Source organism: Ruegeria sp. YTSC003, from assembly GCF_059609785.1.
In genome coordinates, this window is the sequence record NZ_JBXWMK010000008.1 from 154,825 (window position 1) to 180,062 (window position 25,238).

General features: G+C 58.3%; 25 protein-coding genes. 8 read left to right on the forward strand and 17 right to left on the reverse strand.

Translation table 11 applies throughout. The features are described 5' to 3' along the window. Positions 1 to 43: 43 nt before the first annotated feature. The 3 genes from AC2FFH_RS15925 to AC2FFH_RS15935 form a co-directional block, all read right to left on the reverse strand. Complete coding sequence (locus tag AC2FFH_RS15925; RefSeq protein WP_472724143.1) at positions 44 to 1,825, reverse strand: acyl-CoA dehydrogenase C-terminal domain-containing protein; 1,782 nt, start codon at positions 1,823 to 1,825, stop codon at positions 44 to 46. A gap of 49 nt (positions 1,826 to 1,874) precedes the next feature. Next, entirely contained in the window at positions 1,875 to 2,276 is a 402-nt protein-coding gene (locus AC2FFH_RS15930; RefSeq protein WP_058274210.1) for a MerR family transcriptional regulator, read from the reverse strand. Between the two features lie 283 nt (positions 2,277 to 2,559). Then, complete coding sequence (locus AC2FFH_RS15935; protein WP_496736253.1) at positions 2,560 to 2,928, reverse strand: MerR family transcriptional regulator; 369 nt, start codon at positions 2,926 to 2,928, stop codon at positions 2,560 to 2,562. A 117-nt stretch (positions 2,929 to 3,045) separates the two neighbouring features. On the opposite strand from AC2FFH_RS15935, the gene AC2FFH_RS15940 reads away from it, so the two are divergent. The 3 genes from AC2FFH_RS15940 to AC2FFH_RS15950 are packed head-to-tail and all read left to right on the forward strand — an operon-like array spanning position 3,046 to position 5,306. Further along, the gene (locus AC2FFH_RS15940) at positions 3,046 to 3,465 is read left to right on the forward strand and encodes a PaaI family thioesterase (RefSeq protein ID WP_113790396.1); all 420 of its coding nucleotides are present in this window, start codon (positions 3,046 to 3,048) and stop codon (positions 3,463 to 3,465) included. Next, positions 3,465 to 3,983: a PaaI family thioesterase gene (locus AC2FFH_RS15945; RefSeq protein ID WP_496768296.1), complete on the forward strand. Its 519-nt coding sequence runs from the start codon at positions 3,465 to 3,467 to the stop codon at positions 3,981 to 3,983. The genes AC2FFH_RS15940 and AC2FFH_RS15945 overlap by 1 nt, the downstream gene beginning before the upstream one ends. A 6-nt stretch (positions 3,984 to 3,989) precedes the next feature. Next, the gene (locus AC2FFH_RS15950; protein ID WP_496739735.1) at positions 3,990 to 5,306 is read left to right on the forward strand and encodes an MATE family efflux transporter; all 1,317 of its coding nucleotides are present in this window, start codon (positions 3,990 to 3,992) and stop codon (positions 5,304 to 5,306) included. Here AC2FFH_RS15950 and arsC read toward each other — a convergent pair. Genes arsC through AC2FFH_RS15970 form a run of 4 tightly spaced genes read right to left on the reverse strand, consistent with a single transcriptional unit; the run spans position 5,303 to position 7,462 of the window. Further along, positions 5,303 to 5,644, reverse strand: a complete 342-nt coding sequence (gene arsC, locus AC2FFH_RS15955) for an arsenate reductase (glutaredoxin) (RefSeq protein ID WP_496844783.1) — start codon at positions 5,642 to 5,644, stop codon at positions 5,303 to 5,305. The two genes, AC2FFH_RS15950 and arsC, sit on opposite strands and share 4 nt — an antisense overlap. Then, positions 5,641 to 6,699: a quinone-dependent dihydroorotate dehydrogenase gene (locus AC2FFH_RS15960; RefSeq protein WP_496844784.1), complete on the reverse strand. Its 1,059-nt coding sequence runs from the start codon at positions 6,697 to 6,699 to the stop codon at positions 5,641 to 5,643. Before AC2FFH_RS15960 ends, arsC begins: the two co-directional genes overlap by 4 nt. Continuing rightward, positions 6,696 to 7,127 carry a DUF1330 domain-containing protein gene (locus AC2FFH_RS15965; RefSeq protein ID WP_496844785.1) on the reverse strand — a complete coding sequence of 144 codons (432 nt, stop codon included), beginning with the start codon at positions 7,125 to 7,127 and terminating at the stop codon, positions 6,696 to 6,698. Before AC2FFH_RS15965 ends, AC2FFH_RS15960 begins: the two co-directional genes overlap by 4 nt. Then, positions 7,124 to 7,462 carry a DUF952 domain-containing protein gene (locus AC2FFH_RS15970; protein WP_496768302.1) on the reverse strand — a complete coding sequence of 113 codons (339 nt, stop codon included), beginning with the start codon at positions 7,460 to 7,462 and terminating at the stop codon, positions 7,124 to 7,126. The genes AC2FFH_RS15965 and AC2FFH_RS15970 overlap by 4 nt, the downstream gene beginning before the upstream one ends. A 108-nt stretch (positions 7,463 to 7,570) precedes the next feature. Here AC2FFH_RS15970 and AC2FFH_RS15975 point away from each other — a divergent pair, with 108 nt between their 5' ends. The 3 genes from AC2FFH_RS15975 (at position 7,571) to mnmH (ending at position 11,049) form a co-directional block, all read left to right on the forward strand. Then, a complete protein-coding gene (locus tag AC2FFH_RS15975; RefSeq protein WP_496768305.1) occupies positions 7,571 to 9,148 on the forward strand; it encodes a bifunctional metallophosphatase/5'-nucleotidase in 1,578 nt (525 codons plus the stop codon). 140 nt (positions 9,149 to 9,288) lie between these two features. After that, positions 9,289 to 9,954 (forward strand): SOS response-associated peptidase, encoded by a 666-nt coding sequence (locus AC2FFH_RS15980; protein ID WP_496726107.1) that lies wholly within the window; start codon positions 9,289 to 9,291, stop codon positions 9,952 to 9,954. 42 nt (positions 9,955 to 9,996) lie between these two features. Beyond that, positions 9,997 to 11,049, forward strand: coding sequence for a tRNA 2-selenouridine(34) synthase MnmH (gene mnmH / locus AC2FFH_RS15985; RefSeq protein WP_496777455.1), 1,053 nt, complete (start codon positions 9,997 to 9,999; stop codon positions 11,047 to 11,049). Here the strand turns inward: mnmH and selD are convergent. Genes selD through AC2FFH_RS16020 form a run of 7 tightly spaced genes read right to left on the reverse strand, consistent with a single transcriptional unit; the run spans position 11,040 to position 19,132 of the window. Further along, positions 11,040 to 13,199 carry a selenide, water dikinase SelD gene (gene selD, locus AC2FFH_RS15990; RefSeq protein WP_496844786.1) on the reverse strand — a complete coding sequence of 720 codons (2,160 nt, stop codon included), beginning with the start codon at positions 13,197 to 13,199 and terminating at the stop codon, positions 11,040 to 11,042. The genes mnmH and selD overlap by 10 nt on opposite strands. A gap of 5 nt (positions 13,200 to 13,204) precedes the next feature. Then, a complete protein-coding gene (locus tag AC2FFH_RS15995; protein ID WP_282119930.1) occupies positions 13,205 to 13,591 on the reverse strand; it encodes a Na+/H+ antiporter subunit G in 387 nt (128 codons plus the stop codon). Between the two features lie 7 nt (positions 13,592 to 13,598). Beyond that, on the reverse strand, positions 13,599 to 13,868 hold the full coding sequence (locus tag AC2FFH_RS16000) for a K+/H+ antiporter subunit F (protein WP_058274196.1): 270 nt from the start codon (positions 13,866 to 13,868) through the stop codon (positions 13,599 to 13,601). After that, the gene (locus AC2FFH_RS16005) at positions 13,865 to 14,365 is read right to left on the reverse strand and encodes a Na+/H+ antiporter subunit E (RefSeq protein WP_496768313.1); all 501 of its coding nucleotides are present in this window, start codon (positions 14,363 to 14,365) and stop codon (positions 13,865 to 13,867) included. The genes AC2FFH_RS16000 and AC2FFH_RS16005 overlap by 4 nt, the downstream gene beginning before the upstream one ends. Continuing rightward, a complete protein-coding gene (locus AC2FFH_RS16010; RefSeq protein ID WP_496768315.1) occupies positions 14,362 to 15,906 on the reverse strand; it encodes a monovalent cation/H+ antiporter subunit D in 1,545 nt (514 codons plus the stop codon). Before AC2FFH_RS16010 ends, AC2FFH_RS16005 begins: the two co-directional genes overlap by 4 nt. After that, positions 15,903 to 16,262 (reverse strand): Na+/H+ antiporter subunit C, encoded by a 360-nt coding sequence (locus AC2FFH_RS16015; RefSeq protein ID WP_108860216.1) that lies wholly within the window; start codon positions 16,260 to 16,262, stop codon positions 15,903 to 15,905. Before AC2FFH_RS16015 ends, AC2FFH_RS16010 begins: the two co-directional genes overlap by 4 nt. Further along, positions 16,262 to 19,132, reverse strand: a complete 2,871-nt coding sequence (locus AC2FFH_RS16020; RefSeq protein ID WP_496777462.1) for a monovalent cation/H+ antiporter subunit A — start codon at positions 19,130 to 19,132, stop codon at positions 16,262 to 16,264. The genes AC2FFH_RS16015 and AC2FFH_RS16020 overlap by 1 nt, the downstream gene beginning before the upstream one ends. Before the next feature lie 218 nt (positions 19,133 to 19,350). Between AC2FFH_RS16020 and AC2FFH_RS16025 the strand changes: the two genes are divergently transcribed. Further along, a complete protein-coding gene (locus tag AC2FFH_RS16025; RefSeq protein WP_496768318.1) occupies positions 19,351 to 19,824 on the forward strand; it encodes a rhodanese-like domain-containing protein in 474 nt (157 codons plus the stop codon). Beyond that, entirely contained in the window at positions 19,821 to 20,636 is an 816-nt protein-coding gene (locus tag AC2FFH_RS16030) for a CE1 family esterase (RefSeq protein WP_496844787.1), read from the forward strand. Before AC2FFH_RS16025 ends, AC2FFH_RS16030 begins: the two co-directional genes overlap by 4 nt. Here AC2FFH_RS16030 and mdoH read toward each other — a convergent pair whose 3' ends face one another. From mdoH to AC2FFH_RS16045, 3 genes are read right to left on the reverse strand one after another with little or no spacing between them, the layout of a single operon-like run. After that, positions 20,637 to 22,505: a glucans biosynthesis glucosyltransferase MdoH gene (gene mdoH / locus AC2FFH_RS16035; protein ID WP_282169204.1), complete on the reverse strand. Its 1,869-nt coding sequence runs from the start codon at positions 22,503 to 22,505 to the stop codon at positions 20,637 to 20,639. After that, positions 22,502 to 24,001 carry an OpgD/OpgG family glucan biosynthesis protein gene (locus tag AC2FFH_RS16040; protein ID WP_496844789.1) on the reverse strand — a complete coding sequence of 500 codons (1,500 nt, stop codon included), beginning with the start codon at positions 23,999 to 24,001 and terminating at the stop codon, positions 22,502 to 22,504. The genes mdoH and AC2FFH_RS16040 overlap by 4 nt, the downstream gene beginning before the upstream one ends. Continuing rightward, entirely contained in the window at positions 23,998 to 25,215 is a 1,218-nt protein-coding gene (locus AC2FFH_RS16045; RefSeq protein ID WP_496768327.1) for an OpgC family protein, read from the reverse strand. The genes AC2FFH_RS16040 and AC2FFH_RS16045 overlap by 4 nt, the downstream gene beginning before the upstream one ends. Positions 25,216 to 25,238: the final 23 nt, after the last annotated feature.

Consider the following 25,238-nt stretch of genomic DNA (forward strand, 5'->3'; position numbering starts at 1 on the left):
GGTAAGCTGGGTCCGGGCAATATCGCCCGGACCCAGACTGAGATCAGAAGTTCGCCGCGTCCAGAGCCATGACCGTGTCCGCGCCCGTCTGGATGCGCGCCAAATGCATGCCTGTGGCGGGCAGGCGGCGCGCCATGTAGAAGCGCCCGGTGTTGATCTTGGTCTCGTAGAACTCCTTGTCCGACGCGCCGCCATCCAGCGCATCTTGCGCGGCTTTGGCCATCTGCGCCCACATCAAGCCCAGGCAAACATGTCCGAACATGTGCATGAAGTCATAAGAACCGGACAGAGCATTGTTGGGGTTCTTCATGCCTTCCTGCATGAAGTACATGCCAGCGGCCTGCAGGTCTTTGGACGCAGCCTTCAGCGGTTCGATGAAGGCCTTGTCATAGGCTTCGTCTTTACCAGCGTTGTCTTTGCAGAAGGTCTTGACCATGTCGAAGAACGCCATGACGTGCTTGCCGCCGTCTTGCGCCAGCTTACGACCGACAAGGTCCAACGCCTGAACGCCGTTGGCGCCTTCGTAGATCATCGCGATGCGTGCGTCGCGGGTGTATTGCGACATGCCCCATTCTTCGATGTAGCCATGACCGCCATAGACCTGCTGTGCCTGAACAGTCATGTCATAGCCCTGATCGGTCAAAAAGCCTTTGATGACCGGTGTCAGCAGCGAGATCAGTCCGTCCGCATCTTTGTCGTCAGATCGATGCGCCTTGTCGATCATGGTCGCGCCCCACAGGATGAACGCACGCGCACCTTCGGTGAAGCTTTTCTGATCCATCAGGTTGCGGCGGATGTCCGGGTGCACGATCAGCGGATCAGCTGGGCCGTCCGGGTTCTTTACACCGGTCACGTCACGGCCCTGCAGGCGGTCTTTGGCGTATTCGACGGCATTCTGGTACGCGGCCTCTGCCTGAGACAGACCTTGCATGCCCACACCCAGACGCGCTTCGTTCATCATGGTGAACATGGCACGCATGCCTTTGTGCTCTTCGCCCAGCAGCCAGCCGGTGGCTTCGTCATAGTTCATGACGCAGGTCGAGTTGCCGTGGATACCCATCTTCTCTTCGATCTTGCCGACCGAAACTCCGTTACGCTCGCCCGGCGTACCATCTTCATTGACGATGAACTTGGGCACGATGAACAGGGAGACGCCCTTGATGCCTTCGGGACCGCCGGGGATCTTGGCCAACACCAGGTGTATGATGTTGTCAGCCATGTCGTGATCGCCGGACGAGATAAATATCTTCTGGCCCGAAATCTTATAGCTGCCGTCGCCCTGCGGTTCTGCCTTGGTGCGCATCAGGCCCAGATCGGTGCCGCAATGCGGTTCCGTCAGGTTCATGGTGCCGGTCCATTCGCAGCTGACCATATTGGGCAGGTATTTGTCTTTCTGTTCGTCGGTTCCGTGCGCCAGGATCGCTGACGCCGCGCCGTGCGTCAGGCCCTGATACATCACGAATGCCTGGTTCGCAGCCGAGAACATCTCGCCAACGGCGGTGCCCAGGACGTATGGCATATTCTGACCGCCATACTCTTCCGGCATGTCGAGGCCAGTCCAGCCACCTTCTTTCATCTGCTCAAAGGCGTCTTTGAACCCGGTGGGCGTGTATACGATACCGTTTTCCAACCGGCATCCTTCGGTGTCCCCAACCACGTTCAGTGGGTGCAGAACATTGGTGGCCACTTTGCCTGCTTCTTCCAGAACGGCGCCTGTGAATTCGGCTTCAAGCTCGTTGTACCCCGGAACGTCGGAGTCCGAGATTTTCAGTACGTCGTGCAGAATGAACTGCGTATCTTTGGTTGGCGCGTTGTAGACGGGCATGTGAAGCTCCCTTTAATTCATATGTCCGGGTGGTAGGCAGGCGAGGGGGTTACTCGGCAGCCTTTTTGTCTTGTTTGACCGAGGCGATGACTTTCTCGCCCCAGCGCAACTGTTCTTTCAGGTCGTCGATCGCCTGGGTCAGTTCCTCACGGCGCGCTTCCATGTCTTCCAGACGCTCGCACGCAATTTCATAGGTGCGCGATATCTGAGTCATCTGTTGGTCGCCGACATGGTAAAGGTCCAGAAGCTGGCGAATTTCTTCAAGGCTGAACCCAAAGCGCTTGCCGCGCAGGATGAGTTTCAGGCGGGCACGATCACTTTTGGTGAACAGCCGTTTCTGACCTTCACGGATCGGAAACAAAAGCTCTTTGGCCTCGTAAAACCGCAACGTGCGGGGCGTGACATCATATGTCTCGCACATTTCTCGGATGGTCATCAGATCTTCGGTCATGGCTTCAGCACTCTCGTCCCTGGCGTCAATGAAAGTCAGTTGCGCAGTCGATGCGCACGTTACAACATGTAGATGACGTTCACGTAATGTGAACGCTGCGTCACAACAGAAGTTTACGTAACTTCCGCGCGCGTCAAGTCGCGGATTTCCGACTTTTTCGGAATTAACGTAACGGAATTTGTGGGTGCCATTTCCCGCAGAGCGACCCAACACACCTTAAGGCATGGCCGAAGTGTGCGAGAGTCGCTTCATTTTTTGAGTGCGCGATGGTGCGCCAACGGAATCACTCGAGCGATTTGGCAGTCTGGTCGCGCATCTCGGTCAGGGCATCAATTGCCTCGTCCAATTGCTGTTTTTGCTGGTTCAGTTCGACGATCTGCTTGTCCGCGACGTTGACAAAAGCACGCATTTGGATCTCGTTGCCTTCATTTTCATAGATCAGCAGCCACTGCCGGATATCTTCCAGCGAAAACCCATATTTGCGGCCGCGAAGGATCAAAGTCATGCGTGCGCATTCCCGCGGGCCATAATATCGCGATCTGCCTTCCCGATCGGGTTGCAGCAATTCGATGTACTCATAGTAGCGCAGGGTACGTGGAGTCACATCGTACTCGGCGCACATCTCTTTGAATGACAAACGGTTGTCGGACATTCCTGATCTCCTCTGGCGCAGCCTATGTTCTGTCAGCGGCAAGCGCAACCGGCGGGCTTGCTCTTTTGGCGGACACGGGCTCATAAAGGGATAAACCAAAAGAACGGATTCAAGTACATGGTCGACAAAGCCGCAATTGCGCGCCAGTTCATCGAGGCGATCCCGCATGCAAGGGCGTTGGGTCTGAAGCTGACCTCAATCGGAAATGGCGAAGCGGGTATTACAATGCCGTACAGCAAAGAACTTGTTGGCGATCCGCGCACCGGGGTGATTCATGGCGGCGCTGTTTTTGCCGCATTGGATACCTGTTGTGGTGCCGCCGTCATGAGCCATCCGTCGGCCCCAGGGGGTACGGCGACGATTGACCTGAGGATCGACTACATGCGGGCGGCAACACCGGGACAGACGATAACGACCCAGGCGACATGCTACCACATCACACGGAACGTCGCCTTTGTGCGCGCGACGGCGATGGACGAAGACGAAGGTCTTCCGGTGGCCACAGCGGCAGGGTCATTCACGGTGGAGGGTTTGTAATGGCGCGTACTCGCCCCGAACCCGTCCAGGTCGTAAAACAACGCCGGGATGCGGCGCTGAACGCTATAGTCGAAGGTGTGCCCTACATCCGGTTCCTCGACATCGGCTTTGATCGCCGCGGTGATGAACTGACTGGCGTGTTGAATTTCGACCAGAAACTGATCGGCAACCCGTTACTGCCCGCATTACATGGCGGCGTCACGGCGGCGTTTCTAGAAGTCACGGCTGTCATCACGCTGAGTTGGGAGTTCTTGCTGCCCAAGATCGAAAGCGGGGAACTGAATGCCAGTGATATCGCCGACTATGAAACGGTACGTTTCCCAAAGACCGTCGATTTCACCGTCGACTATCTGCGGTCAGGCCTGCCGCGTGATGCCTATGCGCGCGCATTCATCAGCCGGGCCGGGCGTCGCTATGCCTCTGTCAGGGTCGAGGCCTGGCAAGACAATCACGCGAAGCTCTTTGCACAGGCTTCCGGGCATTTCCTGATGCCACAGCCCACTACTGACGAAAAATAGAACGCTATGCAGGACGCTTCGGCACCCATTACGCATAAGCGGGTGCTCCGGATTGCAGCGCCGATCGTATTGTCCAATGCGACGGTGCCAATACTGGGGGCGGTGGACACTGGTGTTGTGGGGCAGTTGGGGCAGGCGGCCCCGATAGGCGCTGTCGGCATGGGTGCCGTCATTCTGGCCACCATCTACTGGGTGTTCGGGTTCCTACGTATGGGGACAACCGGTCTTGCTGCCCAGGCACGTGGTGCAGGGGACACGGCGGAAACCGGAGCCTTGCTGATGCGCGGGCTGTTGCTGGGCGGCGCGGCGGGTCTGTTCTTTATATTGACGCAGGTCTGGTTGTTCTGGGGGGCGTTCGCCCTGTCTCCAGCCAGTCCAGAGGTTGAATCTCTGACCCGCGCCTATCTGGAGATCCGTATCTGGGGGGCTCCGGCTACGATCGCGCTTTTTGCCGTGACAGGTTGGCTGATCGCGGTAGAGCGCACCAAGGGTGTGTTCGTTTTGCAGATCTGGATGAACGGGCTGAACATCGTTCTGGATCTCTGGTTTGTTCTTGGCCTTGGCTGGGGCGTCGAAGGTGTCGCCATCGCGACGCTCATCGCCGAATGGACCGGGTTGGCGCTTGGTCTCTGGTTGTGCCACGACGCTTTCGCTGGAAATCAGTGGCGCGACTGGCCCAGGATCTTTGACCCAGCGCGTCTGCGCCGAATGATGCAGGTGAACGGCGACATCATGGTGCGTTCGGTGCTTTTGACCGGCGCGTTTACCACTTTTTTGTTTGTTGGTTCAGATCTGGGGGACGTCAATCTGGCGGCAAATCAGGTGCTGCTGCAATTTCTTGAGATCACGGCTTTTGCCTTGGACGGTTTCGCCTTCTCTGCCGAGGCGCTGGTGGGCAGTGCGGTCGGCGCGCGTGATCGGGCCCAGGTACGGCGCGCGTCGATCATGGCCTCGCAATGGGGCGTCGGAGGTGCGTTTGCCCTGGGTCTTGTGTTCTTTCTAACCGGACCATCCCTGATTGATCTGATGTCAACCTCACCGGAAGTACGGATTGCCGCGCGGGAGTTTCTGCTCTGGGCGGCCCTTGCGCCGGTGATCGGCGTAGCCAGCTGGATGTTCGACGGTATCTATATCGGGGCGACCTGGACCCGCGCCATGCGGCAGGCGATGATCCAGTCCGTCGCGATCTATGTGGTGGCCCTGTTCCTGCTGGTGCCGACGTTCGGCAACCATGGGCTTTGGGCCGCGCTGATGGTCCTGAACATCGTGCGCGGGGTCACGTTGGGATGGCGTTACCCTAAGCTGGAAGCGCAGATCGCCTAAAGCAGCGACAGCAGGTTTTCGGGCGGACGACCGATCGCGGCCTTATTGCTGGCCACGGCCAGAGGACGTTCGATCAGGATGGGGTTTTCCATCATCGCTTGAATCAAGTCATCGTCTGGTGTCGTTTTAGTCAGCCCCAGTTCTTTGAAGCGCTTTTCGCCCGTCCGTATCATCTCGATGGCCGGAACTCCCAATTGGGACAGCACTGCGCGCAACTCTTCGACTGACGGCGCATCCTCCAGATACTTCCGAATTTCGACCGTCGCACCGTTTTCTTCCAGCAATGCAAGTCCGGCGCGGGATTTCGAACAGCGCGGGTTGTGCCAATATTTGATCACAGCCAGTCCTCTCTTTTGCTGCCAACGGCCTGATCGACCGACGTGAAACCGTCCTGCTTCAGCAGGTCATCCAGACCTTGGGCAATCTCTGCTGCCAGCGAAATGCCGCCGTAGACCATAGCTGTATAGAACTGTACGGCTGATGCCCCGGCGCAAATCTTGGCGTATGCCTGCTTTGCTGACCCGATCCCGCCAACGCCGATCAGCGGGATTTTCCCGTCGGTCAGTTGGCTGAGCTGCGCCAGCACGTGGGTTGATTTCTGGAACACAGGTGCGCCGGACAGCCCGCCCGCTTGGCCCTTATGGGCACTTCGCAGGCCATCTCGTGACAGGGTGGTGTTGGTTGCAATCACTGCATCGACGCCGGTTTCGCGGGCCACTTTGGCGATGTCCTGCAATTCGGTCTCGGTCAGGTCGGGGGCAATCTTCAGAAAGATCGGCAGCGGACGGGGCAGAGCGTTGCGGGTTTCAATCACGCCGCTTAACAGGGCAGAAAGTGCCGCCTTGCCCTGCAGATCCCGCAGCTTTTCCGTATTCGGGGATGAGACATTGACCGTTGCAAAATCCAAATGCGCGGCGCAATGAGCCAGAACTTTTGCGAAATCACCTGCGCGGTCATCACTGTCCTTGTTGGCACCCAGGTTCAGGCCGATCACCGCGTCCTTTGGACGATCAGCCAAACGGCGGGCCATGACCTCCATGCCTTCGTTATTGAAACCGAACCGGTTGATGGCGGCCATGTCTTCGGTCAGGCGGAACAGGCGGGGTTTTGGATTACCGGGCTGTGGGCGCGGCGTCACGGCGCCAACCTCAATAAACCCGAAACCGGCGCGGGACATCGGCCTAAGTACCTCGCCGTTCTTATCAAACCCAGCGGCCAGTCCCACGGGGTTTGGCAAATCCAATCCCGCAACTTGAGTGCGCAGCCGAGGCGACGTCACTGGACCCGGCGCAGGAGCTAAACCGGCTTTTAGCGCCTTGATCGACAGGCTGTGTGCAGTCTCTGGATCCAAGCGGTGCAGGGCTGCCAGGCCCAGTTTTTCCGTCAGTTTCATCCGAATGCCTCTCCGACTTGGGCAGGGGCGCATCTTATTAGCCGAGAGGTCATGACCGCGGCTTGCCGGTGCACCACGGCTTTTTGATATGCAGGGTCCGTCACCATTTCCAAGAACGCGTTCGCAGAGGGATAACGGGCGATGAACACAGCGTCCCAGTCTTCGTCCTGCGGGCCGATCAGCGTCGTTTCAAACTCGCCGCGCCATAGGATCGAGGCACCAAGGCGGGCAATGATCGGTGCTGTTTCCGAGCCGTAGTTGCGATAGGCCTGCGCGCCGGTCAGGCCGGCATCGGCAAGTTTGTGCCCTGCGGGATACGCAGCATCGGTACGAAACTTAACCAGGTTCAGCATTTCGATCGGGTGGTTTCGATCGAGGTCCTTGAAGGCCTCAAACTGGGCACGCTCCGGATCGACAAATTCGGTCATTTCATTTCCTTCGGAAATTGGTGAACCGTTCCATCAAAAGGGAGGGCGTGCGACCAAACGATATCGCTCATACGAATCTGCCGGTAGAGATGCGGGAACAACGCATCACCGCGTGAGACTTCCCATTTCAGGTCGTCGCCCATCGCATCGGCGTCACATGCCAGCAGGGTCAGCCCTTCGACCCCGGCAAAATGTTTGGCGGCTGTTTCTGTCGCCTGCTTGGCAGTCGAGAAATGAACATATCCGTCAGAGACATCAATAGGCGCCCCGTCTGATGCGCCTTGCGCCTGTAACGTGGCCCATTCATCGGCCCGAAAAATTTTGTAAATCAGCATGCGGTCGTGATGCACCGGGCCACGGGTAGAATCAAGCCGGATTTCCCCCTTTGACTCTCGGCGTTGCGCGTCGCAACATCTCCGCAATTAACAATAGGGAGTTAAACTATGCTCACCCGTCTTTTGACATCTGCTGCGGTGCTCAGCCTGACCGCAGGCATGGCATTTGCCGAGTACAAACTGACGATTCTGCACACCAACGATTTCCACTCGCGTTTTGAGCCGATCAACAAGTACGACAGCGGTTGCGGTGATGAAGACAACGCCGAAGGCAAGTGTTTCGGTGGTTCCGCACGCCTGGTCACTGCGGTCGAAGAAGCACGTGGCCGTGCCGAAAACTCGATTCTGGTGGATGGTGGAGACCAGTTCCAGGGATCGTTGTTCTACACCTACTACAAGGGTAAGGTCGCGGCCGAGTTTATGAATAAGCTGGGCTACAACGCGATGACAGTGGGTAACCACGAATTCGACGACGGCCCCGAGGTTCTGCGCGGCTTTATCGACTCGGTCGATTTCCCGGTTCTGATGTCCAACGCGGATATCGCGGACGAAGAGTTGCTGACCGACAAAATCAAGAAATCGACCGTGATCGAAGTTGGCGGCGAAAAGATCGGCCTGATCGGCCTGACACCAATCGACACTGACGAGCTTGCCTCGCCCGGTCCGAATATCTCGTTCTCGGACCCGGTGCCTGCGGTTCAGGCCGAGGTGGACAAGCTGACCGGTGAAGGGGTTAACAAGATCATCGTTCTCAGCCACTCGGGCTACGGTGTGGATCAGCGCGTTGCGCAGGAAACCACCGGAGTTGACGTGATCGTAGGTGGTCACTCGAACACATATCTGTCGAATACGTCGGACAAGGCCGCTGGCCCGTATCCGACTGTGGTCAACGGCGTTCAGATTGTTCAGGCCTACGCCTATGGCAAATTCCTGGGTGAGCTGAATGTGACCTTTGACGATGACGGCAACGTGGTCTCGGCTGCTGGTGAGCCGCTGATCATGGACAACACCGTCACCGAGGATCAGGCCGCGCTGGATCGTATTGCCGAGCTGGCCGTGCCATTGGATGAAATCCGCAACAAAGTGGTTGCAAACTCTGCCGATGCCATCGAAGGCGACCGCGCTGTTTGTCGTGTTCAGGAATGCCAGATGGGCAACCTTGTGGCCGACGCAATGTTGGCACGCGTCGCGGATCAGGGCGTTAAGATTGCGATTGCCAACTCGGGCGGTCTGCGGGCTTCGATCGATCCGGGCGACGTGACCATGGGCGAAGTGCTGACCGTTCTGCCGTTCCAGAACACGCTGTCGACCTTTGAGATCAGCGGCCAGGGCGTCATCGATGCGCTGGAAAACGGCGTCAGCCAGGTGGAAGAGGTCAAAGGCCGCTTTCCGCAGGTTGCTGGCCTGACCTTCACCTGGGACCCGGCCGTTGCGCCGAACGAAGGACGTATCGCTGAGGTCATGGTTGCCGACGGAGACGGGTTTGTTCCCATCGATCCGGCCGCGACTTATCTGGTGGTCACCAACAACTACGTCCGCAATGGCGGTGACGGCTACAAGATGTTCTCGGGCGACGACAAGAACGCCTATGACTTTGGCCCCGATTTGGCAGATGTAACGGCGGAATACCTGGCCGAAAACGCGCCTTACACGCCCTATCTGGATGGGCGGATCAAGCAGAAGTAAATCTGTTTCGATATTCAACCCAAAAGGCCGCGTTTGACGCGGCCTTTTCAGTCTTATGGTCAGAAACGGCTTGATGGTGTTCCGCTCGGTATCGGTGCGGGCGACATTAACCTACAATTTCTGAAAAAGGGACAAAGCCTATGTGCGGACGGTTTGCCGTAACACTTCCCAACGATGCAATGGCGCAGCTTTTTTCGGCGCGCCCGGCTAACACTTTGCCTGCGGTGCCAAATTTCAACGTCTGCCCGACCAATCAGGTGCATGTGGTGCGCGCCGGGGAAACTGGGCGCACGCTTGATCCGCTGCGCTGGGGGTTTTTGCCCCATTGGTACAAGGCGGAAAACGCAGGACCTCTGTTGATCAACGCGCGGGCGGAAACGCTTGCCGAAAAGCCCGCCTTTCGCGCTGCATGCCGGGAACGCCGCTGCCTGATCGCTGCGACGGGGTTCTATGAATGGACCAAGACAGAACAAGGCGACCGGTTGCCGTGGTACATTTTCCGTCAGGACAACGCACCGATTGCCTTTGCCGGTGTTTGGCAGGATTGGGGGCCTGAAGATGCGCGACAGGGCACCTGCGCCATCGTCACGACACTGGCCAACCGTCACCTCAGCGCAATCCATCACCGCATGCCTCTGATCTTGGAACCTGATGACTGGCCCCTTTGGCTGGGCGAGGCGGGCAAAGGGGCCGCGCGTCTGATGCGACCGGGGGCCGAAGATGTCCTCAGCTATCACCGCGTCGACCCGACCGTGAATTCGAACCGCGCCAGCGGGCCGGAATTGATTGAACCGATCGAAACTTAGCGCTGCCTTTTCATTCGCAGCCTTGCGGGATAGACCTCTGACATGGTTCTAAAATTCGACAGTTTGCCCGATCTTTACGCGCATGAATTCGACACGGTAATCGACGTGCGCAGCCCGGCGGAATTTGACGAAGACCACCTTCCCGGCGCCATCAGCCTGCCTGTTCTCGACAACGAGGAACGCGCCCGTGTCGGCACGATCTATGTTCAGGAAAGCCCATTTTTGGCGCGCAAACTGGGGGCCGCGCTGGTGTTTCGGAATGCGGCCAATCACATCGAGAACAGCCTGTCTCATCACGAAGGCGGGTGGCGGCCGCTGGTTTATTGCTGGCGTGGCGGGCAAAGATCAGGGTCATTCACCTGGATGCTGCAACAGATTGGCTGGCGAGCCGAAGTGGTCGAGGGTGGCTATCGCAGCTATCGCCGCTTGGTGAAGCGGTATCTTTATGATGACCCGCTGCCGCATCGTTTGATCGCGTTGGACGGCTATACTGGCACGGCCAAGACCGAATTGTTGGCGCATCTTGCCGTACGTGGCGTTCAGGTTCTGGATCTGGAAGGGTTGGCTAACCATCGCGGATCCTTGCTGGGTGAAATGCTCGGCGGCCAACCCAGCCAAAAGGGGTTCGAGTCTGCCCTGTCGTCTGCGCTGTGCCGTCTGGACATGTCGCGCCCCGTGGTAGTTGAAGCGGAGTCGTCCAAAATCGGGTCTCTGATCCTGCCGCCGACGCTTTGGGCGGCTTTGCGCCAAGCCCCGCGAATCCAGATCACAGCGTCCGTTCCGGCGCGTTCGGACTACTTGGTATCCGCCTATGATGACGTTCTGTCGGACTCTGACCGCCTCCGTGACCGCCTTTCCCCGCTGCGGTTTCACCGCGGGCATGACGTGGTGGACGGTTGGCTGGACATGATTGACGCTGGTGACAAACGCGCACTGACTCAGGCGTTGATCGAACAGCATTATGATCCTGCATATAGTAAGTCCAGCCGTGTGCGCAGGTCAGACGTTATCGCAAATATCCATGCGTCAGCGCTGGATGATGCTGGCTTGTCTGCAACAGCAGCGCAGATCGAAGCCATTCTGGGTCAGCTTTGAACGCGAAGCCCCGGCGCATCGGTCATGTGCCCAATGATTACGGCAGGATATCCCGCTTCGCGCAAAGTTTCGCAGATCATCTGTTCTTGATCTGCTGGTACCGCGGCCAGTAAGCCTCCGGCCGTCTGAGGATCATACAGCAGGTCAGCTTTGCCGCCCGTCGGTAGTTCGGGCGTAATCGCACGATTGTCTTTGAACAAGGTTGACCGGATGCCCTGCGCGGCCAGTTCTTGCGCGCCGTCCATAACCGGAACTGCCTCTAGATCCAGGGTGGCACCGCAACCCGCGGCCTCGGTCATGCCCAGCAGGTGCCCGGCCAGACCAAATCCCGTTACATCGGTCATCGCATGTGCATCTACCAGTACTTCCGAAGCCCTGCCTTGTGGTTGCACCATATGTGCAAGAGCGGCCGCAACCCATTCACCCTTTGCCGCGCCCGCCATCTCTGCGGCCATCAGAACGCCGCTGCCCAATGGTTTGGTCAGGATCAAAGAATCACCAGGTGCCGCGCCGGACAGTGTGATCGGGTCGGCGTCGCACAGGCCAGTCAGGGTGAACCCGATCGTCATCTCGTCACCCATCGAGCTGTGCCCGCCGACAATCTCGGCCCCAGCGTTACGGATGACGTCGCTGGCCGTTGCCATGATCTCGGCCATGGTGCGATGCTGAAGGGTTGGCGACATGCGGGGCAGGATGATCGTTGCCGTGGCGGCTTGTGGGCGGGCTCCCATAGCCCAGATATCCCCGAGCGCGTGAACCGCTGCAATGCGCGTCATCAATGCGGGATCGTCCACGAAGCTGCGCAAATGGTCCGAGGTCATGACCTGCCGAGCACCCCCGGTCTGCAACAGGGCGGCATCATCGCCGGGCAGCGGAGTCACATCCGCACGAACAGGGGAGGGCAGATCGGCAAGCGCAGTATGCAGCGCACCGCGTCCGACCTTGGCACCACAGCCCCCGCACATGGGTTTGTCGCCCAAGGCTTCGGTTAAACCAGCCGCGTGATGGCGGGGTAAGGCCGGAGGCTTCATCTGCGGCAGATTGCGAAACTTGTCCATAAAACTTTGATCGATGTGGTTTTTCCATTTCCACATCAACGACCCGCTGAACGAGGTCCCCAGCCGTTCTCCCAATGCAGACTTGCCGCCTAGTGATATGAGCTTGAGGTAATCCTTTTGCGGCTCATACCGCCGCATGGCACCTGACCCCAAGGCGGCCCTTAGGTTTTGGAACAAAACGGGGGCCTCGCGGACTGCATAGACACCTGCTTTGGGGCGGGGATTTTCGCTCAGATGTGCGCAGTCGCCCGCAGCAAAAATCGCAGTATCGCTGGACTGCAGGTGCCCGTCGACGCGGATGAAGCCGTCCTGAAGATCCAGCCCTGTATTCGTGATCCAGTCATAGGGTTTTGCACCGGCCGCACCAGTTACAAAGCTGGCCGCGATTTGACGGCCATCCTGCAGTGCGACGTGATCCTTGGCGATGTGCGAAACAGATGCCTGTTCGACCACTTCGATACCCAGATCAGCCATTGCCTTGCGAATGGTCTGCGCGGATTTGGGATGAGTCGCCGTCAGGGCATGTGCGCTGTCAATCAGGGTCAGGTGCGCGGTGCGCCCCTTGGTGCGCAAGGCAAAGGCCATAGCCATGATAAGCTCGGCACCGGCCACCCCGCCGCCGATCACAGCGACCGAGGCTTCACCTGATCTTTCCAGATATTCTACCCATCTGGCAGCAAACGGGCCCAACGGTTTGGCCGGAACCGCATGCTGGGCAAAACCCGGCACGGCGGGCATGTCCGATGTAATTCCGACATTGACTGAAGCCACGTCAAACGCCACCGGAGGACGGTCTGGCACATGAACCTCGCGCCGTTCTGGGTCGATGCCGGAAACCGCGCCCACAATGATCCGCGCGCCGGCAAAGCGGGCTAGTCTGACCAGATCTATGTTCAGGTCTTGACGTGCGTAGTGCCCGGCGACAAAGCCCGGCAGCATCCCCGAATATGGCGCCGTGGGACCGGGGTTGATCACCGTCACCCGTGCGCCAGCCAGGGGGTTCATGCCCCACTTGCGCAGCAACAATGCATGAGTGTGACCGCCGCCGATTAAAACCAGATCGCGGGTTAGGGGCAGCGGTGGGTGGTGCATCAAACTCAGGACTTGCTGTGATCAGGGACGTCTTCGACCTGCTCAACAGCGTGCGTAGCCCAAAGTTCATCCTCGCCCGCATCTGGCAGATCGCTGGGCTTTTCATGGCGGTGAATGTGCCATTTGGCAATGAACAGGGCTGTGATCGGCGCGGTCAGGAACAGGAACAATGTGATCAGAAGTTCGTGTAGCGACAGGTGCTGTTCGATCAGAACCGAGTGGCAGATCGATGCCAGCAACACGCCACCCACACCCAGGGTCGTCGCCTTGGTGGGTGCGTGCAGGCGGGACATCGGGTCTTTCAGCTTGATCATCCCGTATGAGCCGACAAAGCCGAATATGCCCGAGACGACCAGGAAGAAGGCGATCAGAAGTTCTATGATGAAACTCATACCACCCTCACTCAATGATATTGCCACGCAGCATGAAGCGCGCGTAGGCAACCGTTGAGACAAAGCCCAGCATGGCAATGATCATGGCAGATTCGAAGAACACTTCTGTTCCCAGAGTCAGACCATATAGGATCAACAGAGCGATCGTGTTGATGACCATCGTATCCAGCGCAAGAACGCGGGTGCCGACGCCGTCTGCGGTGATGATCCGCCAAAGGCACATCATAATGGCCGCGCCGAAGCAGGCGAATGCAAAGGCGATTGCAATGTCGATCATTCGAAAATCTCCTTCAGGCGACGCTCATAGCGGCTTTTGATCTGATCTCGCACGGCGTCAGGGTCGGGTGCATCCAGACAATGCACGAGCAGGTTATGCCCCTGCGCAGACAGATCGCTGCTGACGGTGCCGGGTGTCATGGTGATTGTACCTGCCAGCACCGTGATCGCCTCGGGGGTGCGCAATTCCAGCGGGACACAGATCCAGGCCGGCTGACGATCTGCGTCGCGTTTGAACAGGATAATCCGGGCGACAGTGACGTTGGCGACCACGATGTCCCACAGTACGACCAGGATGTATTCAACAACCATAGGCCAGTTGCGCAGCTTTGGGCGATCAGGCCAGTATGGTTGGGTGATAAAGGGGATGATAATCCCCAGGATCAGGCCAAAGACCAGCGAATTCAGGGTCATGTTGTTGGCCAGCAGGACCCAAACGATGGTCAGCAGGAATGTCAGGTGCGGGTGCGGAAAAATCCGGTGCAGAAGTCTGATCATGCGTCGCCTCCCAATACGGCTGCGATGTAGTTTTCGGGTGTGAACAATTGTTCCGCCGTCTTGTTGGTATACTCCAGCGCAGGCCCGGCAAACACCGTCAGTAGAACAAGGCCTATTGCCATTGCGAACACGGCCGTGAAGGTCAGGGCGGGGTTCGGCTCGGGCGCAGGTACGGGCTGGGCTTCTTCTTCGTTCTCCGGATTCATTTCGGTGTTGTGCTGGGCATCATGGCTTTTCCAGAAGATCAATGAGCCTGCCCGGGCAAAACCCACGATTGTGACGAAGGAACCGATTAGGATTACGGCCCAGATAGCGTTTGCATCCGGGGCGTCGCGCGCGGCATCCAGAACCAGCAGTTTGCCGATAAAGCCCGACAGCGGTGGCATACCCGCCAGCGCAATGGCCCCCACGAAGAACAGAGCCGAGATCAGACCCGTTTGCGGCATCGGAGCCGTTGGGGCAATCGCGCCGCCCCGACGCTCCATCACCAGATCGGCGACCAGGAACATAAGCGCGGTCGCCAGGGTTGAGTGATAGACATAGTACAACGCTGCTGCCGTCGCCGTCTCAGTGAACAGCGAGATCGCGATCAGCAAAGTTCCCATCGATGTGATGGCACAGAACGCCACCATACGCGCGATATGCTGTGTGCCCAGAATGCCGATGGCACCAACGGCCAGCGTCACCAAAGCGGCGGGTTGTAACCAAGCACCAACAAGCCCCTGCGTAGCCTCGACCTCTGGGCCGAAGCCCAGTGTGTACATCCGCAGAATCGAGTAGGCGCCAACCTTGGTCATGATCGCAAACAGGGCGGCTACTGGCATGGGCGCGCTGGCATAGCTCGCGGGTAGCCAGAAATGCAGCGGCAAGACAGCGGCCTTGATACAGAACACCAACAGCAGCAAAACTGCACCAACCCGCAGCAGGGCGGTGTCATCCGCTGGCAATTCGGCCACCCGCACGGCCAAGTCGGCCATGTTCAACGTTCCGGTGACAGCATAAAGCGTGCCTAAAGCAAACAGGAACAGGGTCGAACCAAGCAGGTTATAGGCCACATATTGCACCCCAGCCTTCAGCCGTACTGCACCGCCCCCATGCGTCATCAGGCCATAGGACGCGATCAGCAGAACTTCGAAGAAAACGAATAGGTTAAAGGCATCGCCGGTCAGAAATGCGCCGCAGACGCCCATCAACTGAAAGTGGAATAGGGCATGGAAGTGTTTGCCCCTGTCGTCCCAACCGGACGCGATCGCATAAAGAACGATCGGCAAAGCCAGCAGCGCCGTCAGCAGCACCATCATGGCCGATAGCCGGTCCAGCACCAGAACGATGCCAAAGGGCGCGGGCCAGTTGCCCAGTTCATAAACCTGAATATCGCCGCCTGCCGCCTGTGCGGTGACGGTCAGGGCAATCCCCAACAGGGCCACCACACCAGCGACCGAAAAGATGCGTTGCAGGTCCAAGTGAAAGCGCAGGACCATGATAATGAACGGGGCCAGAATCGCGGGCAGGACGATTGGCGCAACGATCCAATGGTTCATGCGTCTTCTCCCGGCGCGTCAACGCTGTCATGGGCGTTCATGTCGATATGGTCATCCTTCGAGGACAAATAGGCGCTGAGCGCGATCATTACGATTACGGCGGTCATCCCGAACGAGATCACGATGGCCGTCAGCACCAAAGCCTGCGGCAGAGGATCGGTATAGGGTACCTCTTTGTATTTGTTCAAAACGGCAGGCGCGTCCAAAGCCAACCGGCCCGTTGCGAACAGGAACACGTTCACGGCGTAAGTCAGCAGAGACAGGCCCAGAATGACAGGGAAGGTCCGGCGGCGCAGGATCAGGAATATCCCGGCAGCAGTCATGACGCCAACGGCAGAGGCTACGAGCGCTTCCATCAGGCCTGCTCCTTGTTTTCTTCTTCTTGCGGCGGATTGTCCCGCAATGGGTTGATATCCATCGGGAATTCTTGCGCCATACCCGGTTGCCACGCAAATCGGGACAGGCTGTCTAGCGCCAGCATTACGGCCCCCAGTACAGCCAGGAAGACGCCGGTGTCGAACAGGATGGCGGTGGCCCATTCGAACTCTTCCAATGGTGGCCAATGGATATAGCCAAAATCGCTGGTAAGGAACGGACGCTCGTTAAACCAAGCACCCAGCCCGGTGGCGGCAGCGATAAGCACACCCCAACCGATAGACCCGTGGTAGTAGAACCTCTGACGTTCGATAGCCCAGGTATAGCCGCTGGCCATGTATTGCATCAGGAAGGCAATGGCGACGACAAGACCCGCGATAAAGCCGCCCCCCGGCTGATTGTGGCCCCGGAAAAAGATGTAAGCCCCGACCATCAGCGCGATTGGCATCATCATCCGGGTGACGACCACCATCATCAACGGGTGCGAGTCTCCGGACTGCGGCCAATGCGGTTTCCGGTTCAGCAAGTAGCTGCGGACATTCGTGCCCAGCACCGACTCGGTCAGGGCAAAAATGATCAGCGCAGCGATGCCCAGAACGATGATTTCGCCGAAGGTATCAAAACCCCGGAAGTCCACGAGGATGACGTTGACAACATTGGTACCGCCACCACCTTTGTATGAATTCGCCAGATGGAATTCGGAAATCGTCGGAAAGGCAAAATCCCGCAGCAGCAGCGCATAGATCAGCGCGCCCGAACCAATGCCCGCCACGACTGAGATCGCTGCATCGCGCCACCGCCGTGCAGCGCTGCTGTCCCAAGGCGTATCCGTGGGTAGGAAGTTCAGTGACAGCAGCAGCAGGATCATCGTGACCACTTCGACCGAGATTTGTGTCAGTGCCAGATCCGGTGCAGACAAGTAGTTGAACGCCATCGAAACGATCAGGCCGACAACACCAATCAGAACCAGCGACAACAGGCGATTGCGGTGGAACCACATGATCGCGAGCGTCGCGCCGACAAGGCAGATCCAGCCGATCAGCGGAATGATCTGTATGGGCAAAGCCTCACGCGTTTCGGGGCCGATCGAACCGCTCGTATAAGCGTAGTAACCAAGACCAACCGTGAAGGCGATCATGATGATCGCATAGCGGCTGAGGACACCGTTGTGCAACGTATCAGTGATCACCTGGCTGATCTTTGTCAGCATCGCAATCACCGCGTCAAAGATCGCCTTGGCTTCGGGACGCGGCAGGGAGTTCCAGACTTTTTCTTCATGCTTGTGCAAGCTCAGCAGGAACAGGCCGCCCAGCGTCGCGACCACGGACATGTAAAGGGCAGGCGTGAAGCCGTGCCACAGTTTCAGTGAATAGTAGGGCAGTTTCTCGCCGCCGATGACCGCGCTGGATACCACCGCAACCAATGGCCCGACGATAGCCTTGGAATAGAGCCCGATCAGGACTACCAGAACCACGAGGAATGCTGGGGCCAGCCACAAACCAACTGGCGGGTCATGAGGATGCGCCGGATAGTCGTGCCGCTCGGGGCCCATGAACACATGGCTGACAAAACGGAAAGAATAGGCCGCCGAAAACAGCGCCGCCAGCAAAGCCAGCCCCGGTACAAGGTAGTGCGAGTTCAGCCAGGTTGTGTGGACGGTCTCCTCAAGCATCATTTCCTTTGACAGGAACCCGTTGAGAGGCGGAATCCCGGCCATAGACAGCGCAGCGATTGTGCCAATCGTAAAAGTGATCGGCATCAGATGGCGCAGTCCGCCCAGCCGCTTGATGTCACGGGTGCCGGTTTCGTGATCCACAATCCCGGCGGTCATGAACAAGGCCGCCTTGAAGGTCGCGTGGTTGATGATGTGGAACACCGCGGCGACCGCGGCGAATTTGGTACCAAAGCCCAAAAGCATGGTGACCAGCCCCAGATGCGACACGGTTGAAAATGCCAGTAGGGCCTTCAGATCATCCTTGAACAAAGCGATCACCGCGCCCATCAGCATGGTGATAAGTCCAGTTGTGGCAACAATGTAGAACCAAGCGTCGGTGCCGGCCAAAACGGGCCACATCCGGGCCATCAGGAACAACCCGGCCTTCACCATGGTGGCCGAGTGCAGGTAGGCAGAAACCGGTGTCGGGGCCGCCATGGCGTGGGGCAGCCAGAAATGGAATGGGAATTGCGCCGACTTGGTAAAGCAACCTAGCAGGATCAGGATCAACGCGGGCAGGTAATAGGGTGACGCCTGGATCAGCTCTTTGTTCTGCAAAATTACGCTTAGGTCATAAGACCCGACGATATTGCCCAGGATCAGCATCCCGGCGATCATCGCCAACCCGCCAGAGCCGGTCACTGCAAGCGCCATCCGCGCACCTTGACGTCCTTCGGGCAGGTGTTTCCAATATCCGATCAACAGGAAGGAGCTAAGCGACGTGAGTTCCCAAAAGATAAGCAAAAGCAGTATGTTGTCGGACAGAACAATCCCGACCATCGCGCCCTGAAACAGCAGAAGATAGGTGTAGAACTGCCCCATCGGGTCCTCGCGCGACAGGTAAAATCGTGCGTAGAGGATGATAAGCAACCCGATACCTAGTATCAGCAAGGCAAACAAAAATCCCAAGCCATCCAGCATGAAATTTGCGTTCAATCCAAGGGCTGGTATCCACTCGAACCGGGCGGTCACAACATCGCCTCGCATCACAGACGGGATGTGGATCAATAGACCCATCAGCGCCAGAAATGTGGTCAACCCAGCAGCAGAAGCAGCTGCATTTCGTCCTGCCCTGATCAGAAGAGCTGGAAAAACAGCGCCGAGAAAAGGAAGGGCCGCGATGAGGAATAGGGACAAGTGCGATACTCCGTTCTGGGCGGTCAAGTAGTACTGATTTTGTAAGGATAATTTTCTTACTGTCCAGCTAATACAACTCATTTGCCGCGCGCCAACACAGCGAGGCTGCGGCTTTTGCCTGCAAAAATGACGTGAACTTGAACTGCCAGGATAAATTCGGCGCGGATTCCAATTCTGCGCTGTGATAGAAACCTGGTGTCAGGTCAGGAGGGTGCGACGTGGCCCGAAACATAAACCGATCCCGCAGGTGGATATTGATCGGAGGCGGTGCCGCAGCGGCGGGGGGATTTGCGATACGCGAATACCGGCTTATTCCGCCTGACTATGCGGGACGGCAACTTAGCGTGCAGGATGCACATACGCAGGCCGAGGCCGGAGACGTATTGTTGCTGGACATTCGAACCCCGAAAGAGTGGCAGTCCACCGGGATCGGAGAGGGCGCCCAATCTTTGGACATGCGCCGTGATGATTTCATTCCCGCTCTGACGCAGCTCGTCAAAGGTGACAAGGGCGCGGCAATTGCATTGATCTGTGCGCGGGGTGTGCGCTCGGCGCGGTTGGGCAACCGGCTGACCGAGGCAGGATTTACGAATATTATTGATGTGCCCGAAGGCATGTTGGGGTCGGCCGCCGGGCCGGGATGGGTGCGCGCCGGATTGCCGGTTCGCGACTACGACAGGAGTGCAGTATGATCCGGGAATTAACACTGGCAACGGGTTTGGCGCTGGTCGGGCAGTCGGGGCTGGCCGCCTGTGCCGATCAGGAGGGTATGTGCGAGACCACCTCGGGTGGATATCACATCGAACTGCCCGAAGATGAGAACCCTCCGCTGGTGGTGTTTCTACACGGCTATGGTGGCACCGCCACCGGTACGTTGAAAAACCGAGGCATGGTGGAACCTCTGCTGGAGCGCGGCTACGCTGTAATGGCGCCAGAAGGGTCGGAGCGCAACGGGCGACAAAGCTGGAACTTCTTTCCGGGTTGGGAAGGACGCGATGAAACCGCCTTTTTGACCGAGGCGGTTGAGGATGCCGCGGATCGGTTTGGCGTGGATACGGACCGGGTCGTTCTGGGCGGGTTCTCGGCGGGCGCGTTCATGGTCTACTACCTTGCCTGCGCCGCGCCCGATACGTTCTCGGCCTATGTGCCCGTTTCAGGTGGGTTCTGGCGCCCTGATCCTGAATCTTGCGATGGCCCGGTTCGGATGTTCCACACTCATGGCTGGACGGACAACGTGGTGCCGCTGGAAGGGCGCTTGTTGGGCGGTGGCCGATTTCATCAGGGCGATATCTTTGCCGGACTTGAGATTTGGCGCGTTGCAAATGGATGTGTCGATACCAAGCCCAGCGGGTTCTCGACCACCGGCTCTTTCATGCGCCGATATTGGAGCGGGTGTGACGACGGCAGCGCGCTGGAATTTGCGCTGTTTCCCGGCGGTCACATGGTGCCCAACGGCTGGGCCAACATGATGGTTGATTGGTACGAAGGTCTGCCGGGTGGGTGATCACTCGGCCGGAGTCATCACGCCCTTACCCTCGATCACCTTCTTCAGCTCATCCCTGTAGCGACGGGCCGAGCGTGTGATGGCGGGCTCGTTATAGTCCTCTTTCATGCCAACCATACGGCGGGCTGCTCCGGCCGATACGCCACTGAGCGCGGACAAAGGAATCGCAAAGGCAAGGCTGATCGCAATCGGGGCCAACCAGACTGATACAAGACCGGACAGGATGCCCACGCTAAGGGCCACGCCGCTGATCGTTTCGACCGTGTGGCAGAGGATCAGCGTGCGCAGACCATAGCTGCCGCCATCCCGCGCCTGCGGGGACCAGCCCTTTTGGATACCAAAGGTGGTGCGAATGACGGCGATCATCTGTTGCACCATCAGAATAGGGGCGTAGAGGATCGACAGAACAACCTCGGCCAGGAATGAGGTCAGGAATTTGCGCCCGCCACCGAATTCGGCATAGCGCACTCCGCTGAGTGGCAGGGCCAGAACACCCAAGACCTTTGGCGCAAGCAGCATCGCATACATGACCAGAATGATCAGCACATGGCGGGTTTCCGTCATCTCGGGCCATTGCGGGAACAGTGGATTGTCTGGGCTGAAATAATGCAGGACAGAGGCATCCTCACCCTGACCGATCAAAGCCCACATCACCAGCAGCGCAAACCAAAGCGGCGACATCAGATATCCGACTGCGCCGTGGAACATGTGGAACCGTGAAACCGATTGAAATCCGGCTGAGCCCAACAGCTTCAGGTGCTGCAAATTGCCCTGACACCAGCGCCGATCGCGCAGGGCGTGATCAATCAGTGTCGGCGGTGTTTCTTCATAAGACCCGCGAATGCGGGGCAGGAACCGCACGCCCCAACCGGCCCGACGCAACAGACCGGCCTCGACGAAGTCATGGCTCATGATCAGTTTTTCCTGACCATTCAGGGCTCGAAGCTTTGGCAGCCCCGCGCAATTTGCGAAGGCCTTGGTACGGATAATGGCGTTATGGCCCCAATAGTTGCCTTCCTGACCGCACCAGCGCGCGAGCCCCTCGGCGAAGGCGATGCCATAAACGCCATTGGCGAATTGCTGCATTCGCGCAAAGACCGATTGCGCGCCGATCAGCTGAGGGTAGCTTTGGATCAATCCTGCGCCCGGATCGCGCGCCAACGCATCGGTCAATCGGGCGATGGCGCGACCGGTCATCAGACTGTCGGCATCCAAAACCAGCATCGCATCCCACTCGGCACCCCAGCGGCTGACCCAGTCGGCGATGTTGCCAACCTTGCGGTCGGTGTTTTGTTCGCGACGGCGGTAATACAGTTCCAGCCCGGGGGCGAGGGTGGTACGCAAGGCCTCGACACTGGCTTGCTCCTGTGCGGCGATCTCGGGGTCGCGCGTGTCCGAGAGGATGAACATGGCATAGTGATGCTGCCCACCGCGCGCCTGCAAATCTTCAAGCATGGTCCGGGCATTGCCCAGCACGTTCCAGGGAACCTCGTTATAGACCGGCATCAAAAGGGCGACACGCAACGGCTGGGCGCGACCCTGACGTACGGGACGCTCCTGCCGGGACAGGGAGACCATGCCCAGCAACACAGTGCAGACCGTGAAGGAGATCCAGAAGAAGTTGAATGAAATCAGTGTCAGAAGGATGGCCTCGATCAGGTTGATGCCTTCGGCGTCGAACCAGTCCGTCATCACCCATAACAGTCCCAGCGTCGCCGCCATTGCGGGCGAAAACGCCAGCGCACGCCAGAACCCGGCCGAGGGACGTTTGGCATCAGGAACCTGTGCATCCCGAAACCCTGCGCTGAAATCCTGCGCGGGCATGGCCAGAGGCGTCTCGGGCGGCATGATATGAAGATCTCTGGTCATGAGGTCCAACGGTATAGCCAGACCTCAGAGGCTGGCTGTTTGTCTTTCAGCAACTGCGCGCGCAATTCGACATGGTCGCGGTCGCCGGGCTCGAACGAAAACGCCAGCCGCAAACCGCCTGTGTCGGGGTTGCGTTGCAGCACACCTTCGGATGTTTCGGCATGCGGCGAGTCTACGAAAATGGTCATCGCCTCTGGGTCGTTGAACAGCTCGCTTTCTTCAAAATCGATGACGGCCAGACGCCCTTCACCAAACGTGTTGTCGCCCATCGCGGTGTTGATCACGCGCGCCATCGGTGTGCGCTGGGGCTCATCCCCCCAGATCAGGCGATAGGACAGGTCGACCTGGCTGCCAGCCGTATAGGGTTCGGCAGGGCGCCAGTAGGCAACGATGTTATCGTAGATTTCCTGATCCGCCGGAATTTCAACCAGCGTGACCGCACCTTTGCCCCAATCCGCACCGGGTTCGACCCACAGGCTGGGGCGTTTGTGATAATTTGCCTCAAGATCCGCGTAATCCGAGAACTCACGCTTGCGCTGCAACAGGCCAAAGCCGCGCGGGTTGGTGTCGACGAACGACGAAATCTGCAGGCGGGTCGGGTTCGCCAATGGCCGCCACAGAACCTCTCCAGCACCGTTGCGCACCAACAGACCATCGCTGTCGTGTACGGCAGGGCGAAAGTCGTCAAACCGGCTGTGGTTGGTCTGATCGAACAGGAACATCGACGTGCCGGGGGCGATACCCACATGCGTCAGCTCTTCGCGTGGGAATAGTTTGGCTTCGATATCCATGACGCAATCCGCACCGGCGGTGACATTGAACCGATACGCACCAGTCACGCTGGGGCTGTCCATCAGCGCGTGGACGACCATATCGCGCTGGCCGGGTTTTGGGCGTTCCAGCCAAAACCGGATGAATTCGGGGAATTCCTCTCCATCCGGGTCGCCGGTTTTCAGGGCCAGACCACGGGCGGAGAGGCCATAGACCTCATGCAGGCCAATAGCGCGGAAATAGCTGGCTCCTTGCCAGACGCAGAACTCATCGGTCTGGCCGGGGCGGTGCATTTCGGTGCGCAGACGCAGGCCGGAGAAGCCCAGAGTGTCGTCGATTGGCAGTTTCGGGACGTCCTCGGATTTGTCGAACATCTCAAGATCAAACGCGACCGGAGTAGCCATTCCATTTTCAACGGTTTCAACTTTAACAGTGCGCGGGAAGTACAGGCCCGGTGTGAAGAAATCGACGTTGAAGGGCGTTTCCGTTTCATACCAAAGCGCGCGGTCCAGCCGGAACCGGATCGATCGGTATTGCTGGTATGTCAGATCCTGCCATTCCTGCGGCACCATTTCGCGTTCCGCATAAGGTCGGCTGGCCAGATCGCGGGCCATCTCAATGACGACATTGCGGTCAAATGGGACCTCGCCGCCGGTGGCGAAGGTCGCGGGCGCAAATGCAAGCGCCGACGTTGAGACCAGAAATGCGCGACGTGTAAAATTCATTTCTTAGACTTCCAAGGTTGTGACTTAAACCAAGCGGCCATGTATGCCACGCCGATGATCATCGCAAAGCCAATCATGTTGGCGACGAAAACACTGGCAACATCCCGCCCACTCAGGTCCAGACCGACGCCGATAAGTCGTGCTGCAGCCATCGAAAATACGAACACTGCCAATGATTGCTGACCAACTTTGGTGATGACGGTCAGCAGGAACTGCCAGACCTTGGCCGCGGTACCCTGACCGGTTGCAATCAGGCGATGTCCATGTTCCCCGGCGACAACCCAGCCCAGATAGGCGAGTGACAGGAAATGTAGATAGCGGAACAGGCCAAAATCGGTTTTGTCGCGGAACTCTTTTGTGACCGGCCAGACCTTGCGGATTTCGTCAGCCAGATCTGGGGCCACTGCGTTGATCCATGTGAACACCTTCCACGAACCAAAAGGCATCGAGAAGATCAGGAACAGTGCTGCCGCCCAGATCAAGGTTTTCGATACCGGGGGGGCCGGTATCCAGCCGCGCATGAATGCAAAGCCGGTGAAAAACAGCAGCTGCCAACCAAAAGGATTGAAGAACCACTGCCGCTCAGACCACGGCTCGGCCGGTAGGTCCAGAACGTCGGTCTGCGCGACCAGCCAAATCGCGACAGATGCTGCGGCGACCGCCCAAAACCCGATCCGGTAGAGGCCCATAAACATGGGCATCATCGCCAGAACCACCAAGTACATCGGCAGGATGTCGAAATAGTTCGGAACATAGGTCAGCGTAAACAAACCCACGATCTGAGGCGCAGGATCGTTGAAGAAGTGCTGCAAATTCAAAGACGACACGTAGGTCTTTTCAAACAGCCCCGATTGATCCAGCGCCGCCATTGACATGGCGACAAAGAAGAACAGACAGATATGCGCCCAGTAGACCTGCCAGATACGGAACGAGACGCGGGCGGTGCCCATCCACCAACCCTTGCGCAGGAACGCTCCGCCAAAGGCAATCGCCGACGCCATGCCCGAGCAGAACACGAAAATCTCGGTCGCGTCCGAGAATCCAAACCGCGCGGGAATCCACTTTGCCCATGGATCGTTTGGGATATGGGCGATCAGGATGATGAACATCGCGATACCGCGATAGAAATCCAGGCGCGGGTCGCGCGTGCGGGCAGGCGCCGCCGCAGAGGCAGCCACTGGCGCAAAATCAGAAGCGGGCGAAACTGTCGCCATACGTATTCTGTCCTTCTTGGTCT

Bases quoted from the DNA above. Each gene is read 5' to 3' on its own strand.
- AC2FFH_RS15925 (WP_472724143.1), bottom strand. From the start codon at position 1,825: ATGCCCGTCTACAACGCGCCAACCAAAGATACGCAGTTCATTCTGCAC.
- AC2FFH_RS15930 (WP_058274210.1), bottom strand. From the start codon at position 2,276: ATGACCGAAGATCTGATGACCATCCGAGAAATGTGCGAGACATATGAT.
- AC2FFH_RS15935 (WP_496736253.1), bottom strand. From the start codon at position 2,928: ATGTCCGACAACCGTTTGTCATTCAAAGAGATGTGCGCCGAGTACGAT.
- AC2FFH_RS15940 (WP_113790396.1), top strand. From the start codon at position 3,046: ATGGTCGACAAAGCCGCAATTGCGCGCCAGTTCATCGAGGCGATCCCG.
- AC2FFH_RS15945 (WP_496768296.1), top strand. From the start codon at position 3,465: ATGGCGCGTACTCGCCCCGAACCCGTCCAGGTCGTAAAACAACGCCGG.
- AC2FFH_RS15950 (WP_496739735.1), top strand. From the start codon at position 3,990: ATGCAGGACGCTTCGGCACCCATTACGCATAAGCGGGTGCTCCGGATT.
- AC2FFH_RS15960 (WP_496844784.1), bottom strand. From the start codon at position 6,699: ATGAAACTGACGGAAAAACTGGGCCTGGCAGCCCTGCACCGCTTGGAT.
- AC2FFH_RS15965 (WP_496844785.1), bottom strand. From the start codon at position 7,127: ATGACCGAATTTGTCGATCCGGAGCGTGCCCAGTTTGAGGCCTTCAAG.
- AC2FFH_RS15970 (WP_496768302.1), bottom strand. From the start codon at position 7,462: ATGCTGATTTACAAAATTTTTCGGGCCGATGAATGGGCCACGTTACAG.
- AC2FFH_RS15975 (WP_496768305.1), top strand. From the start codon at position 7,571: ATGCTCACCCGTCTTTTGACATCTGCTGCGGTGCTCAGCCTGACCGCA.
- AC2FFH_RS15980 (WP_496726107.1), top strand. From the start codon at position 9,289: ATGTGCGGACGGTTTGCCGTAACACTTCCCAACGATGCAATGGCGCAG.
- mnmH (WP_496777455.1), top strand. From the start codon at position 9,997: ATGGTTCTAAAATTCGACAGTTTGCCCGATCTTTACGCGCATGAATTC.
- selD (WP_496844786.1), bottom strand. From the start codon at position 13,199: ATGCACCACCCACCGCTGCCCCTAACCCGCGATCTGGTTTTAATCGGC.
- AC2FFH_RS15995 (WP_282119930.1), bottom strand. From the start codon at position 13,591: ATGAGTTTCATCATAGAACTTCTGATCGCCTTCTTCCTGGTCGTCTCG.
- AC2FFH_RS16000 (WP_058274196.1), bottom strand. From the start codon at position 13,868: ATGATCGACATTGCAATCGCCTTTGCATTCGCCTGCTTCGGCGCGGCC.
- AC2FFH_RS16005 (WP_496768313.1), bottom strand. From the start codon at position 14,365: ATGATCAGACTTCTGCACCGGATTTTTCCGCACCCGCACCTGACATTC.
- AC2FFH_RS16010 (WP_496768315.1), bottom strand. From the start codon at position 15,906: ATGAACCATTGGATCGTTGCGCCAATCGTCCTGCCCGCGATTCTGGCC.
- AC2FFH_RS16015 (WP_108860216.1), bottom strand. From the start codon at position 16,262: ATGGAAGCGCTCGTAGCCTCTGCCGTTGGCGTCATGACTGCTGCCGGG.
- AC2FFH_RS16030 (WP_496844787.1), top strand. From the start codon at position 19,821: ATGATCCGGGAATTAACACTGGCAACGGGTTTGGCGCTGGTCGGGCAG.
- mdoH (WP_282169204.1), bottom strand. From the start codon at position 22,505: ATGACCAGAGATCTTCATATCATGCCGCCCGAGACGCCTCTGGCCATG.
- AC2FFH_RS16040 (WP_496844789.1), bottom strand. From the start codon at position 24,001: ATGAATTTTACACGTCGCGCATTTCTGGTCTCAACGTCGGCGCTTGCA.
- AC2FFH_RS16045 (WP_496768327.1), bottom strand. From the start codon at position 25,215: ATGGCGACAGTTTCGCCCGCTTCTGATTTTGCGCCAGTGGCTGCCTCT.